Below are 13,672 nucleotides of genomic sequence, written 5' to 3'. Positions count from 1 at the left end.
TTCCGTATCGGGTCGGCGGCGTCTTACGACGCGTAGAATTCGACCACGAGGTTCGGTTCCATCTTCACCGGGTACGGCACTTCGGCCAGTTCCGGCGCGCGGACGAACGTCGCGGCCATGCCCTTGGCGTCGACCGTGATGTAGTCCGGGGTGTCGCGTTCCGACGAGCCCAGGGCTTCCAGCACCAGGGCCATGTTGCGCGAGCGCTCACGGACCGAGACGACGTCGCCAGCCTTCACGCGGTAGGAGGCGATGTTCACGCGCTTGCCGTTCACCAGGACGTGGCCGTGGTTGACGAACTGGCGGGCGGCGAACGGGGTCGGGACGAACTTGGCGCGGTAGACCACCGCGTCCAGGCGCGACTCGAGCAGGGCGATCAGGTTTTCCGAGGTGTTGCCCTTGCGGCGCGCGGCTTCCGCATAGATGCGGACGAACTGCTTCTCGGTGATGTTGCCGTAGTAGCCCTTCAGCTTCTGCTTGGCGCGCAGCTGCAGGCCGAAGTCCGAGACCTTGGACTTGCGGCGCTGGCCGTGCTGGCCGGGGCCGTAGGCGCGGGTGTTGATCGGAGACTTCGGACGACCCCAGACGTTTTCGCCCATCCGGCGGTCGAGCTTGTACTTGGCGCTATGGCGCTTGGACATATTCCACTCTTCATTCGACGCGGGCCGGCATCCTCTTGGTGAGAATGCGATTTCAACGGCGGCCTTGCATCAACCCGTCATAGACTTCCGGCCGCACGAGAGGCCCCGGCGGCTGGAAGGCGCGGTGTATGACGGTTGGGCCGTCGCGAGTCAAGGATGGGAGCGGTCGCCGGCCTGGCTGCGAGGCCCAAGCTGCGGGCGGCGCAGAAAACACATGCGGTGACCTTGGGGAATTTCGATAGGCATCGTTCCAAACAGACAACGGGGGATCCTTGACCATGGCCCGCATGAAATTCGGCGCGTTCCTCGCTCCGCATCACCCCATCGGCGAGCATCCGATGCTCCAGATGCGCAACGACATCCGCCTGGCGGCTCAGCTCGACGCGCTGGGGTACGACGAGTTCTGGGTCGGCGAGCACCACTCCACGGGGTGGGAGATGATCGCCTCACCGGAGATGTTCCTGGCGGGTGTCGCCCAGCACACCCATCGCATCCGCCTGGGCACGGGCGTCGTCTCGCTGCCCTACCACCACCCCTTCAACGTCGCCCAGCGGATGGTCCAGCTCGACCACATGAGCGGCGGCCGCCTGATCTTCGGCACGGGCCCCGGCGCCCTGCCCTCGGACGCCTACATGCTGGGCATCGACCCGATGACCCAGCGCGACCGGCAGGACGAGGCGATCGGCGTCCTGCAGCGCCTGTTCGCCGGCGAGCGGGTCACGCACAAGAGCGACTGGTTCACGCTCCAGGACGCGCGCCTCCAGCTCTTCCCGCTTCAGGAAGAGCTGCCGATGGTCACCGCTTCGTCGATCAGCCCCTCGGGCATGACTCTCGCCGGGAAGTACGGCCTGGGCGTGCTTTCGATCGGCTCCAACTCCGACGCCGGCCTCGCCGCGCTGCCGACCCAGTGGGGCTTCGCGGAGCAGGCGGCCGCCAAGTCCGGCAAGACGGTGGATCGCAAGAACTGGCGGGTGCTGATGTCCTGGCACATCGCCGAGACCCGCGAGGAAGCCCGGGCGCAGGCCGGCGAAGGCCTGATGAAGTGGCACAACGAGTACACGGTCGGCACGCTGATGCGGCCGGGCGCGGAGCTGTTCAAGAGCCCCGACGACGCGGTCGACCAGACGGCGTTCGTGGACGGCGCCGCCTCGGTGATCGGCACGCCGGACGACCTGATCGCCGCGATCCGCAAGCTGCAGGCCTCGGCCGGCGGCTTCGGCGTGGTGCTGGGCTTCGTCCACGACTGGGCCAACCGCGAGAACACCTCGCGCAGCTGGGACCTGGTGGCGCGCTATGTGATCCCGGAGATCCAGGGCCTGCTCGAAGGCTACCGCACCTCTCGCCAGTATGTGGTCGAGCACCGGGATTCGTTCGAGCGCGCGGGCCAGGCGGTGCTGAGCAAGATCATGTCGCACGAAGGCGCCGCCGCCGCGCTGAAGGAAGGCATGGCCGCCGGGGCGGCGATGCGGTCCCCCAACGCGCCGGACCTCAACAAGGCGGCCCAGGATCTCAAGCAGCAGGGCGAGTAGCCCCGCCGCCCCCTTGGGCGGCCGCCGCTGTCGGAGTCAGTCGAGAGGTACGAGATGGGTGCGAACGGACGAAAGTCAATCTTCATCACCGGCGCGGCGTCGGGGATGGGCCGCGAGACGGCGCGGCTGTTCGCCGGCAAGGGCTGGTTCGTCGGCGGCTTCGACGTGAACGACGCCGGGTTGGCCGCGCTGCGCGACGAGCTGGGGCCGGACAATTGCCTGGTCCGCCGGCTCGACGTCACGGACCGCGAGGACTACCGCCTCGCGCTGGAAGCGTTCGCACAGACCACCGGCGGCGCCATGGACATCCTCTACAACAACGCCGGCATCGGCCGCGGCGGGCCGTTCGCCGACCAGCCGTTCGAGGACGTGCTGGCTGTGGTCAACGTCAACCTGGTCGGCGTGCTGATCGGCATCCACACCGCCTTGCCGCTGCTGAAGGCGACGCCGGGCTCGATGTGCTTCACGACCTCGTCGTCGTCAGCCACGTTCGGCATGCCCGGCATCGCGGTCTATTCGGCGACCAAGCACGCCGTGAAGGGGCTCTCGGAGGCGCTGTCCGTCGAATTCAAGGCGTACGGCGTCAAGGTGGCCGACGTGCTGCCCGGGCTGATCGACACGCCGATCCTGCCGCCCGGCGCGGTGGAAAACGCGCCGAAGGAGGGCCCCTTCCGCGCGATCCCGCCGATGGAGGTCGCGAAGGTGGTCTGGGAGGCCTACCACTCCGACAAGCTGCACTGGTACGTGCCGCCGGAGCTCATCGAGCTCGACAAGGCCGCCACCCTGACGCCCGAGGCGGTCCGTGACCAATTCGCCGCGGGCCAGACCATATTGAAGGTCGACGCGGCCGACGCCGGCTAGTCGCCGAGCCTGGCCGCCTCCATGCCCGCCTATCTCGTCCTCGACCTCACGGTGAACGATCTCCGCGACTTCCTACCCTACGTCGAAGCCATCCCGGCGTTCATCGCCCGGCACGGCGGACACTACGTGTCGAAGGGAGCCAAACCGGTCACCCTGGAAGGTGACTGGGCGCCGCAGCGTCTTGTGATCCTGGAATTCCCGTCGAGCCGTCACGCCCAGGCGTTCCTGGCCGATCCCGAGGCGCAGGACCTGTTCGCGCGACGCCATCGCTCCACGACGAGCCGCCTGGTGATGGTCGAGGGCGAATCCTGACGGCCTCTCCGCCCGCCCCTACCCCGCCGTGAGGGCCGGCAGCCGGTAGCGACCGTCCTGGAAGTCCGCGCTCGGCAGGTAGGCGCGGAAGCTGAGGCTGAACGGGCCGTCCGGCGGGGCAGGCAGCCAGTTGGCGCTCTTCTCGCCGCCCGGATCGGCGCGGGCGATCCACAGGTCGAGGGACCCGTCGGCGTTCTTCTTCAGCCCGGGCGTGCGGTCGCCGATCGAATAGCGGGCGATCGGGTTCTCCACCAGGAAGAACTGCCCGTCCGAGGTCGGCCGGTACATGGTCAGGGACCAGAAGGCGTCGGCCTGCGGCAGTTGGCCGGCTGGGAAATGCATGCGGTACGGCCCCGCGCCGTCGAAGATGCGGCCGCGGTCGGCGACGGGCTGCATGTACATGGCTTCGGCGGGCGGCAGGGCCGCGAGCCCGATCAGGGCCACCGCGGCGCGGAACAGATAGTCCTGATGGAAGTAGCCCAGGGTGTGCCGCGGATAGCTCCACCCCTGGGCGGCGGCGCCCGGCGACATCGACTGGATCGACTTCTTGGCCTCGGCGACCCCGGCCTCCAGCTCGGCCACGGCGGCCGCGTCGAACCGCTTGGGATCGAACGCGCCCTTGGCGGTGAGCCCCAGCGGCGCGATGCGCTCGAACACGCGGCCGTCGGTGGCCGGCGGCGGGTCGGACGTCAGCAGCTCGGCCAGCGACGCGAAATACTCGACCGCGGGCGACTGACGGGTAGCGTAGCTCTTCGCCGGCGGCAGGCCGGCCGGCCCCTCCAGCTTGAGCTGGTCCTGGATCTTGTGGACGGCCGGAAGGTCCTGCGGCCCGTCGACCAGCGTCCGCACGAGCATCCAGCCATGGGCCGTGCCCAGGCGCACCACGTTAGGTCCGGACCCCGCCTGCCCCGGGCCCACGATGGTGTAGCGGCCGCCGGCGCCGCCCGTGGTACGCGTGCCCAGCAGGATGTCGTTGTCGGTCCACATGTTCATCCCGGCAATCGAGATGTAGCGGTCGCCGGTGGGCGGCACGGTCAGGGTGACCGGCCCCTTGGTCAGGTCCAGCCAGGCGCTGGAATAGAGGGTGTCGTTGTTGGGCGAGGTGATCGTCCGGCCCTCGGGGCCGACCAGGTTGCGGGCGTGGCCGAAGCTGTTGCGACCGGCCGGCTGGCCGCCCTTGCCGTTGAGCATCCGGTCGCGCGCGGCGGCCATCTCGATCCACGGCAGGCCATAGAGCCACGCCTCGCGCGCCGCGCTGCGCAGATCGCCCGCCGCGGCGAACGCCCGCGCCGCCGGGACCATGCCGAGCGCGGCGAAAGCCGCCATGAGTTCACGCCTGTTCACCGGATACGCCTCCCGAAAATCGGCGCGACCCTGGCCTTCCGGCGGGGCTCAGGCAATCTCCAGCGGAGGCATACGGTAATAGCCCTGAAGCAACTCGGGCTTGGGCAGGTAGGCGCGCATGAAGAGCGCGAACGGCGCGGCCGGCGCCGGCAGCCAGTTGCCCTCGCGTTCCGGACCGGGGCTGTCGTGGCCGATCCAGATGTCCAGCGAACCGTCGGGATTGGTCCTCAGCCCCGGCGTGCGGTCGCCGATGGCGTAGCGGTTCAGCGGATTGTCCCAGAAGTAGAACTGCCCGTCGTCGGTCGCCTCGTAGAGGCTGAGCGACCAGAACGAGTTCACCGGCAGCGGCGCCTCGGCCGGGAAGTGCAGCCGCCAGCCCCGGGTCCCGTCGAACAGCTTGCGCGGCAGGGGGCCCTCGGCCTGCAGGTACATCGCCTCGGCCGGCGGGAGCGCGGCCAATCCGCCCAGCGCCACGGCCCCGCGCAGGAGGTAGTCCTGCTCGAAGTCGCCCAGCCGCGAACTCGGATACGACCAGCCCTGGATGAACTCCGTTCCGGCGAGGCCGCCGCCGCCGCGCACCGCCTTGCGGCCGTCGGCGAAGCCCGCCTCGATCTCCGCGGCCTCGGCCTCCGAGAACCGGCCGGGATCGAAGCCGTCGAGCAGGCCCAGCGGCGCGAGCGTCCGCAGGAAACCGAGGTCCGTCACCGGCGGCGGGTTGGCCGCCATCAGCGCCGCGGCGCTGGCGAAGTAGGCCCGCCAGTCGGCCGAGCGCTCGGCGTAGGGCCCCGGCGCCTCGGATGGCGGCCCCTGCAGCGAGATTCCGGCCTGCACCTCGCGCGCGGCTTCCAGGTCTTCGGGGCTCTCCACGAGGATCCGGGCAAGCGCCCAGACGTGGTCGGTGGGTGAACGCACGACGTTCCAGCCCTCGACGGCGTCCCGTGGGCCCACGAGGCGGAAGGTTCCCCCGTCCGGGCCCGTCGTCCGCGTGCCCAGGATCGCGAAGTTGTTGGTGTAGGCGTCCATCAGGGCCAGCGAGAGATAGCGGTCGCCGGCCGGCGGCAGGGTGATGGTCACCGGCCCGGCCGAAAGGTCGATCTGGGCCGTGGAATAGAGCGTGTCGGTGTTGGGCGTGGTCACCGCCCGATGCTTGTGGTTGGCCAGATGCCGCACGTGGGCGAAGACGCCCATCTTGTGGCCGACGGCCTGGCCGCGCTGGCGCGTGGTCGCCAGTTCGATCAGCGGCAGGGTGTAGATGAAGGCGTCCCTGGCCGCCGTCCGCAGATCGCTCACTCGGTCTCCTGTCCTCGCCGGGTCCGGACGGCGAGGCCCTCCGCGACCTCCGCCGCTTCGGCCCACCAGCTCCGGATCATGTCGCCCGCCCGCCCCGGCCGTGCGAGCCGCACCGCCTGGCCGGCCCAGAGCGACAGCATCTCCGGATCGTCGGCCTTGGCGGCGGCGGCGCGCAGCGGCTGGGTCAGCCGGTTCTGCACAGGATAGGCCGGGACGTCGTCCTGCACCCCATGCATCAGACGCATGAACCTGTTCTCGATTCCGCGGGCGTAGCGGCCGGTGAAGGCCCTTGTCAGCCGCGTCGGATCGTCGGTTGCGGCCGCGGCCGCCCGCCGCCAGGGCGTCGAGGTGGTCGCCTCGTCCGACAGCAGGAAGGCCGTGCCCATCTGGACGGCGGCCGCGCCCAGGGCCAGGCCCGCGGCCACCCCGCGGCCCTCCATGATCCCGCCCGCGGCGATCACCGGCAGGTCCACCGCCGCGCGGATCGTCGCCACCAGGGCCATGGTCCCCACCAGACTGCCGTCGATGTCGCCAAGGAAATGGCCCCGGTGGCCGCCGGCCTCGAAGCCCTGGGCGCAGATCCCGTCCGCGCCGGCCTCGGCCCAGGCGCGCGCCTCGGCCGCCGTCGTCGCCGTACCGACCACATAGGTCCCGGCCGCCTGCAGCCGCTTCACCTGCGCCGGCGTCAGGATCGCGAAGGTGAACGAGGCGACGGGCGGGGCGGCCGCCACCAGGGCGTCGAACTGGGCGTCGAAGTCGGGGGCAAACTGGTTGGGCGTTTCGGGCGGCGCGATCCCCAGTTCCGCGTACCACGGCGCGAGGCGGGCGAGCGCGGCGTCCACCTCGCCCGCCTCGGGCTCGGCCTTGGGCGCCATCAGCAGGTTGACCCCGAACGGCCGGGACGTCCGCGCCCGGACGGCCCCGATCGTCGGCCCGATTTCGGCCGGCGCCAGCGCGCCCGCCGCCAGGGTTCCCATCCCGCCGGCTTCGCTCACGGCCACGGTCAACTCGTCCAGCGAGGCGCCCACCATCGGCGCCTGGAGGATCGGGATCGGCAGGCTGTCCAGCAGCGCGGCGAGGCTCACGGGGTCACTCCTCCTTCTTGCGCGCGATCTTCTCCAGCACCTTGCCGCGCCCCCGGCTGAGGGCGGTGATCACGCCCCGGAGGGTGCGGACCTCCTGGTCCGTGAAGCGCGCCTTGCCGAGGGCCGAGCGCAGGTTCTGGACCATGTTCGGGGTCTTCTCGGGCGGATGGAAGAAGCCCGCCGTCTCCAGCTCGCGCTCCAGGTGCTCGTAGAGGCCCAGCATCGCCTCGCCGGTCGCCGCGCCGGGGCCGGGCCGGAAGTTGGGCGGCGCGGCGTCGGCCACCGTCATGCGCCATTCGTAGGCGTTGATCGCCACGGCCTGGCCCAGGTTCAGCGAGCGGAACCGCGGATCGATGGGGATGGTGATCACCGCCTGGCAGAGCGCGATGTCGCTGGTCTCCAGGCCCGCGCGCTCGCCGCCGAACAGGAGGCCGCACCGTTCCCCCCGCGCGCAGGCCTCGGCCAGTTGCGCCGTCCCCGTGCGGGGCGTGACCACCGGCAGCGTGAGCTCGCGCGGCCGGGCGGTGGTGGCGTAGACGACCTGGAGGTCGGAGATGGCGTCCGCGACGGTGTCGTAGACCCGGGCGGCGTTCAGCGGCCATTCGGCGCCCGAGGCCAGGGCCCAGGCGCGTTCCTGGGGCCAGCCGTCGCGGGGGTTCACGAGCCTGAGATCGGCGAGGCCGAAATTGGCCATGACACGCGCGACGGCCCCGATGTTCTCGGCGAGCTGTGGCGCGTTCAGGATAATGACAGGGACAAGAGGAGAGGCTTGGGCCATGCCGCGTTTAGAAGTGCCTGCTCGCCGGATGGCAACCCTTCACCGTCGCGCCCTGCTGGCGACGGGGCCCCTCGCCCTGCTGGCGGCGTGCGAGCCGAAGATGCCGGTGACGGTGTCGACGACGCCCAAGATCGACCTCGAAGGCCTGACCAAGGCCGTGAGCGCGATCGCCGCCGAGGCGCGTCCCGCCGCCCTGGGCGTCGGCCTGACGAACCTGGAGAGCGGACAGGCCTTCACCTTCAATGGCGAGCGGCGTTTCCCCATGCAGAGCGTCTTCAAGCTGCCGCTGGCGGCGGCGGTGCTGGCCGAGATGGACGCCGGCCGCCTCCTGATGACCGAGCCGGTCTACCTGAGCGAGGCTCAGCTCTCCGGCGGCTTCTCGCCGATCGCTGAGGCCTGGCCCCAGCGGCGCGACTACACGCTGAAGGCCCTGTTCGAGGCCATGGTGATCGACAGCGACAACACGGCCGCCGACATCCTGATGAAGCGGATCGGCGGGCCGGGCGCCGTGCAGGCGTGGCTGACCGCGCGGCATGTGCCGGACGTGCGCGTCGACCGCTACGAGCGCGAACTGCAGTCCGAGGTCCTGGGGTTGCCGTCGTTTCGGCCCGCTTGGCGCGACCCCGCCGCCTTCGCGCTGGCGCGGGACGCCGTTCCGCCGGCGCAGCGCCTCGCCGCCATGCGCCGCTACATGGCCGATCCGCGAGACACCGCCACGCCGCGCGGCATGCTGGAACTGCTGCAGATGCTGGACCGCCAGGAGCTCGTCTCGCCGGCGTCCACGAAATGGCTGGTCCAGCTCATGGGCCGCACGAGCCGGGGCAATGGCCGGATTCGCGCGGGCCTGCCCAAGGACGCCTTCCTGGCCCATCGCCCCGGCACCGCCTGGGTCGACCAGGGAATCAGCCCGGCGCACAACGACGTCGGCGTCTTCACCCTCGCCGACCGGCGTTCCTACGCCCTGGCCGTTTTCCTGTCCGGATCGACGCTGGATGACGCAGGTCGCGACCGGATCGTCGCCGAAGTAGCCCGTGCGGCGGTCAGAGCGGCAGGCTGACCCTTAGGGAGCCTTTGCGTCGGCGTCTGTGGCGGCTATACGGCCCCAAACGAAAATTCCGCCCGGAGCGCCCGCCCCTCATGGCCAAGATCAAAGTCGCCAACCCCGTCGTGGATCTCGACGGCGACGAGATGACCCGCATCATCTGGAAGCTGATCAAGGACAAGCTGATCTTCCCGTTCCTCGACCTCCAGATCGACTACTACGACCTGGGCATGGAGCACCGCGACGCCACCGACGACAAGGTGACGGTCGAGGCCGCCGAGGCGATCAAGAAGCACGGCGTCGGCATCAAGTGCGCGACCATCACGCCCGACGAGGCGCGGGTGAAGGAATTCAACCTCAAGAAGATGTGGAAGTCGCCGAACGGCACCATCCGCAACATCCTGGGGGGCGTGGTCTTCCGCGAGCCGATCATCTGCAAGAACGTTCCGCGCCTGATCCCCGGCTGGACCCAGCCGATCATCGTCGGCCGTCACGCCTTCGGCGACCAGTACAAGGCCACGGACTTCAAGGTGCCCGGCAAGGGCAAGCTCAGCATCAAGTGGGTCGGCGAGAACGGCGAAACCATCGAGCACGAGGTGTTCGACTTCCCGAGCAGCGGCGTCGCCATGGGCATGTACAACCTCGACGAGTCGATCCGCGAGTTCGCCCGCGCCTCGCTGGCGTACGGCCTGAACCGCAAGTACCCGGTCTACCTGTCGACCAAGAACACCATCCTCAAGGCCTACGACGGCCGCTTTAAGGACATCTTCGCCGAGGTCTACGAGGCCGAGTTCGCCGCCCAGTTCAAGGAAGCGGGCCTGGTCTACGAGCACCGCCTGATCGACGACATGGTCGCCTCGGCCCTGAAGTGGAACGGCGGCTTCATCTGGGCCTGCAAGAACTACGACGGCGACGTGCAGTCCGACCAGGTGGCGCAGGGCTTCGGCTCGCTGGGCCTGATGACCTCGGTGCTGATCACGCCGGACGGCAAGATCATGGAGGCCGAGGCCGCCCACGGCACCGTGACCCGCCACTATCGCCAGCATCAGCGCGGCGAGAGCACCTCGACCAACTCCATCGCCTCGATCTTCGCCTGGACCCAGGGCCTGAAGCACCGCGCCAAGCTCGACGGCAACGCCGAGCTGGCCCACTTCTGCGAGACCCTCGAGAAGGTCTGCGTGGCGACGGTGGAAAGCGGCTCGATGACCAAGGACCTGGCGCTGCTGGTCGGCGACACCCAGGGCTGGCTCACCACCGAGGGCTTCCTCGACAAGGTGGCGGCCAACCTGGAGAAGGCGCTCGCCGCCTAGGCCGACGCCTCACCAGCGAGACGAGACCAGCGCCGCGGGACCTCCGCGGCGCTTTTCGTTTCAGCGGCCTTCGACCCAGACGTTCAGCGGCTGCTTCTCCTCGTGCCTCACCACGAAGATGTAGCCGATGATGAAGGTCGCGATCGAAGCGATCGTCGAGCCCAGGAAGCCCGCCGGCGTCGCGAACCACAGGGTGAACCAGAAGATCGCGTTGCCGATCACCAGCATCGACCAGCGAACCAGGATACTGAAAGCGTGATAGGTGCGCTCGTGCTCGACCACCGCCTGGGTCTGAGCGCCGAACTGACTGCGGTCTTCCATATCGGATCCTCCGAGGAAACCTGTTGTCCAGGACAAGGGAACGCCTGAGCGCTGAAGAAGTCAATGTTCTTGCTTTGTTCGTTCGCGGGCGTAAGTTGACCGCGCTGTCAGGAGGACCCAGCATGACCATCGGCTACATCACCATCGGCGCGCACGACGTGGAGGCGGCGTTGCCCTTCTTCGACAAGGTATTTGGGGCCTTCGGCTACGAGCGCGGCGATCCCGAGGGCGGTTGGGCGTTCTATGGTCCCAAGGGAGGCTCGCCCTGCGTCGGGATCTGTAAGCCGCACGACGGCGAGGCGCCGCGCGCCGGCAACGGGATCATGATCGCGTTCAAAGCCGCGAGCCAGGACGAGGTCCGGGCCGCCCACGGCGCGGCGTTGGCCGCGGGCGGCGCCGACGAAGGCGCGCCGGGCTACCGCCCGCCGGAAGGGACCAGCTTCTACGGCGCCTACTTCCGCGATCCCGTGGGCAACAAGTACTGCGTCTACGCCACCAACTGAGGACGCAAACGAAAACGGCCGGGGCTTCCCCCGGCCGTTCCCAATCTCTGGATCGTTGTCGCTTACGCGGTCAGCGCGCGGCGACGACGCAGGGTCGCGCCGGCCATGCCGAAGCCGCCGATCATCAGGGCCCAGGTCGCCGGTTCCGGCACCGCGGTCGGGTCGCGGTCCCAGTCGAAGGTCGCGCTGACCTTCAGGGCGTCCGACGGCCCTTCGTCAGGACCGGTCCACCAGGAACCGTCGCTGAACGTGCCACCGTTGACCGAGATGGTCATCAGGCCGGTGAGGCCGTTCCCATAGTGCAGCTGGGTGACGCCATTGTTGGCCCACGTCAGCTTGCCGCCTTGGTAGAAGCCGAGCAGTTCCGAGTAGCCGGTGGTCGTGCCGTCGATCGGGTCGACCGTGTTCGGCGTCGGCGCCGTGAAGTTGAAGGTGAGCTTGATCGCCTGACCGACGTCGTCCTCGCCCGGGTTCACCCAGTCTTCCGGCGTGTAGATCTTGAAGAGGTTGATCTTCTTGATCTCTTCGTTCTGCGGCGTCGCCGGATTGTTGGGCGCCAGCGAGAAGTTGAACGTCGGATTGAGCGTCTGGATGTTGATCAGCAGACCGTCGCCCGACGTGTGGTAGTCAAGGCTCCACGAACCCGTGAAGGTCGTGGCTTGCGCTTGGCTAGCCCCCAGGGCGAGACCGCCGGCGACCGCAAGCGCGGCCAGGAACTTCATACGCATTGTGTAGACCCCCGATTTGCCCGCTGAGGGGCTGAATACTGAATCGAAACTTAATGGTTTCGCGACAGCCCGCCACCACTGACAACTGCCAGGGGAATCTTAACCCTGAAGCACACCCTTCACCGCCGCGAGACCGGCGTCGGCCTTGCTCGCGTCCGGCGCGCCGCCCTGGGCGAAGTCGGGCCGGCCGCCCGCGCCCTGCCCCCCCATGGCGAGCACGGCGGCCTTCGCCAGGTCGGCCGCGTTGAACTTCGCCTGGGCCGAACCGGTCACCGCCACGGTCGCCGCCGCCTTGCCGTCGGCGGTGCCGATCAGGACGATCACGCCGTCCGGCAGCTGCTTCTTGAACTCCTCGGCGATCGGGCGCAGGTCCTTGCCGCCGACCCCGTCCATGATGCGGGCTAGCACCTGCACGCCGCCGATCTCTTCCGGACCCGCCGCCGCGCCGCCGCCTCCGCCGCCCATCGCGAGCTGGCGCTTGGCCTCGGCCAGCTCCTTCTCCAGCTTGCGGCTCTGCGCCTGCAGCGCCTCGACGCGGGCCGTCACCTCGGCCACCGGCACCTTGAACTGTTCGGCCAGGCCCTTGGCCACCGACGCCTGTTCCAGCAGCCAGCGGCGCGCCGCCTCGCCCGTCAGCGCCTCGATCCGGCGCACGCCCGCGGCGACGCCCTGCTCGGACACGACCTTGAAGAGGGCGATATCGCCCGTGCGCGCCACATGGGTGCCGCCGCACAGCTCGACCGAATAGGCGCCCCGCTCTTCACCTTCCGGGCCGCCCAGGGCGCGGCCCAGGGTCAGCACGCGAACACTGTCGCCGTACTTCTCGCCGAACAGCGCCATGGCCCCAGCCTCGATCGCCTGCTGCGGCGCCATCAGCTGGGTGTCGGCCGCCAGGTTCTGACGCACCACCGCATTCACCTCGGCCTCGATCCGGTCGATCTCGTCCAGGGTCAGCGGCTGGCCGTGGCTGAAGTCGAAGCGGATGCGTTCGCCATCCACCATCTGGCCCTTCTGGGTCACGTGCGGCCCCAGCACGTTGCGCAGCGCCGCGTGCAGCAGGTGGGTGGCCGAGTGGTTCGAGCGCGTCGCCGCACGCCGCTCGGCGTCGACCGCCAGCCGCACCCGCGCACCCGGCGCAAGCGAACCTTCGAGGATCTCCAGGTCGTGGACGTGGAGGTCGCCGGCCTGCTTCTGCACGTCGGTCACCCGCGCGCGGCCGCCGTCCCACTCGACCTCGCCCTGGTCGCCGGCCTGGCCGCCGCTCTCGGCGTAGAAGGGCGTACGGTCGAACACCGCCTGCACCTTCGCGCCCGCCTGGGCGGCGTCCGTCTCCTGGCCGCCCTCGACCAACGCCAGTAGTTCGCCGGTCGCCTCGGTGTTGTCGTAGCCCGCGAACACCGTCGGCCCCAGACGGTCGCGGATCGCGAACCATTCGGCCGCTGCGGCCACCTGGCCCGAGCCGGTCCACGCCTCGCGCGCCATGTCGCGCTGGCGCTTCATGGCCGCATCGAACTCGTCGAGGTTCACGGTCAGGCCCTTGGCGCGCACCGCGTCCTGGGTGAGGTCCAGCGGGAAGCCGTAGGTGTCGTAGAGCTTGAACGCGGTCTCGCCCGACAGCACCGCGCCCTCGGCCAGGCCCGCGGTCGCCTCGTCCAGGAGGGTCATGCCGCGGCCCAGGGTGCGGCGGAACCGCTCCTCTTCCTGGCGCAGGGTCTCGACGATGGCCGGCTCGGCGCGGCGCAGCTCGGGATAGGCCTCGCCCATCTCCTTCACCAGCGTCGGCGCCAGGCGGTGCATCAACGGTTCTTCCGCGCCCAGCAGGTGGGCGTGGCGCATGGCGCGGCGCATGATCCGGCGCAGGACGTAGCCACGCCCCTCGTTCGAGGGCAGCACGCCGTCGGCGATCAGGAAGCTGGACGAGCGCAGGT

The 13,672-nt window shown here is 69.7% G+C and carries 14 protein-coding genes; 6 read left to right on the top strand and 8 right to left on the bottom strand.

The window, feature by feature from the left end:
• Positions 1 to 23 precede the first annotated feature (23 nt).
• Positions 24 to 641 (bottom strand): 30S ribosomal protein S4, encoded by a 618-nt coding sequence (gene rpsD, locus Q0L11_RS01635; protein WP_296595102.1) that lies wholly within the window; start codon positions 639 to 641, stop codon positions 24 to 26.
• 278 nt (positions 642 to 919) lie between these two features.
• Here rpsD and Q0L11_RS01630 point away from each other — a divergent pair, with 278 nt between their 5' ends.
• Genes Q0L11_RS01630 through Q0L11_RS01620 form a run of 3 tightly spaced genes read left to right on the top strand, consistent with a single transcriptional unit; the run spans position 920 to position 3,343 of the window.
• Positions 920 to 2,170 carry an LLM class flavin-dependent oxidoreductase gene (locus Q0L11_RS01630; RefSeq protein WP_296595101.1) on the top strand — a complete coding sequence of 417 codons (1,251 nt, stop codon included), beginning with the start codon at positions 920 to 922 and terminating at the stop codon, positions 2,168 to 2,170.
• Between the two features lie 54 nt (positions 2,171 to 2,224).
• Positions 2,225 to 3,031, top strand: coding sequence for an SDR family oxidoreductase (locus tag Q0L11_RS01625; RefSeq protein ID WP_296595100.1), 807 nt, complete (start codon positions 2,225 to 2,227; stop codon positions 3,029 to 3,031).
• Between the two features lie 21 nt (positions 3,032 to 3,052).
• Complete coding sequence (locus Q0L11_RS01620; RefSeq protein WP_296595099.1) at positions 3,053 to 3,343, top strand: DUF1330 domain-containing protein; 291 nt, start codon at positions 3,053 to 3,055, stop codon at positions 3,341 to 3,343.
• An 18-nt stretch (positions 3,344 to 3,361) separates the two neighbouring features.
• On the opposite strand, the gene Q0L11_RS01615 is transcribed toward Q0L11_RS01620, so the two are convergent.
• The 4 genes from Q0L11_RS01615 to Q0L11_RS01600 all read right to left on the bottom strand — a co-directional run bounded on the left by Q0L11_RS01615 (position 3,362) and on the right by Q0L11_RS01600 (position 7,840).
• Positions 3,362 to 4,669, bottom strand: a complete 1,308-nt coding sequence (locus Q0L11_RS01615) for a DUF1254 domain-containing protein (RefSeq protein ID WP_296595098.1) — start codon at positions 4,667 to 4,669, stop codon at positions 3,362 to 3,364.
• 66 nt (positions 4,670 to 4,735) lie between these two features.
• Positions 4,736 to 5,977 (bottom strand): DUF1254 domain-containing protein, encoded by a 1,242-nt coding sequence (locus Q0L11_RS01610; protein WP_296595097.1) that lies wholly within the window; start codon positions 5,975 to 5,977, stop codon positions 4,736 to 4,738.
• Positions 5,974 to 7,062, bottom strand: coding sequence for a nitronate monooxygenase (locus Q0L11_RS01605; protein WP_296595096.1), 1,089 nt, complete (start codon positions 7,060 to 7,062; stop codon positions 5,974 to 5,976). Before Q0L11_RS01605 ends, Q0L11_RS01610 begins: the two co-directional genes overlap by 4 nt.
• Positions 7,063 to 7,066: 4 nt before the next feature.
• A complete protein-coding gene (locus tag Q0L11_RS01600) occupies positions 7,067 to 7,840 on the bottom strand; it encodes an RNA methyltransferase (protein ID WP_296595095.1) in 774 nt (257 codons plus the stop codon).
• A 28-nt stretch (positions 7,841 to 7,868) separates the two neighbouring features.
• Between Q0L11_RS01600 and bla the strand changes: the two genes are divergently transcribed.
• On the top strand, positions 7,869 to 8,897 hold the full coding sequence (gene bla, locus Q0L11_RS01595) for a class A beta-lactamase (protein WP_296595094.1): 1,029 nt from the start codon (positions 7,869 to 7,871) through the stop codon (positions 8,895 to 8,897).
• 80 nt (positions 8,898 to 8,977) lie between these two features.
• The gene (locus Q0L11_RS01590) at positions 8,978 to 10,192 is read left to right on the top strand and encodes an NADP-dependent isocitrate dehydrogenase (RefSeq protein WP_296595093.1); all 1,215 of its coding nucleotides are present in this window, start codon (positions 8,978 to 8,980) and stop codon (positions 10,190 to 10,192) included.
• Positions 10,193 to 10,252: 60 nt separating this feature from the next.
• On the opposite strand, the gene Q0L11_RS01585 is transcribed toward Q0L11_RS01590, so the two are convergent.
• Positions 10,253 to 10,513: a hypothetical protein gene (locus tag Q0L11_RS01585; RefSeq protein ID WP_296595092.1), complete on the bottom strand. Its 261-nt coding sequence runs from the start codon at positions 10,511 to 10,513 to the stop codon at positions 10,253 to 10,255.
• Between the two features lie 122 nt (positions 10,514 to 10,635).
• Between Q0L11_RS01585 and Q0L11_RS01580 the strand changes: the two genes are divergently transcribed.
• Positions 10,636 to 11,016: a VOC family protein gene (locus tag Q0L11_RS01580; RefSeq protein ID WP_296595091.1), complete on the top strand. Its 381-nt coding sequence runs from the start codon at positions 10,636 to 10,638 to the stop codon at positions 11,014 to 11,016.
• A gap of 62 nt (positions 11,017 to 11,078) precedes the next feature.
• Here Q0L11_RS01580 and Q0L11_RS01575 read toward each other — a convergent pair whose 3' ends face one another.
• The gene (locus tag Q0L11_RS01575) at positions 11,079 to 11,744 is read right to left on the bottom strand and encodes a PEPxxWA-CTERM sorting domain-containing protein (RefSeq protein WP_296595090.1); all 666 of its coding nucleotides are present in this window, start codon (positions 11,742 to 11,744) and stop codon (positions 11,079 to 11,081) included.
• Positions 11,745 to 11,843: 99 nt separating this feature from the next.
• A partial coding sequence (gene alaS / locus Q0L11_RS01570) for an alanine--tRNA ligase (protein ID WP_296595089.1) occupies positions 11,844 to 13,672 on the bottom strand: 1,829 nt, incomplete at its 5' end.

The sequence above is a fragment of the Phenylobacterium sp. genome (assembly GCF_024508875.1).
GTDB lineage: Bacteria > Pseudomonadota > Alphaproteobacteria > Caulobacterales > Caulobacteraceae > Phenylobacterium.
Note: the sequence above shows the minus strand (reverse complement) of the source record. Positions and strands in the feature narration are given on the sequence as shown.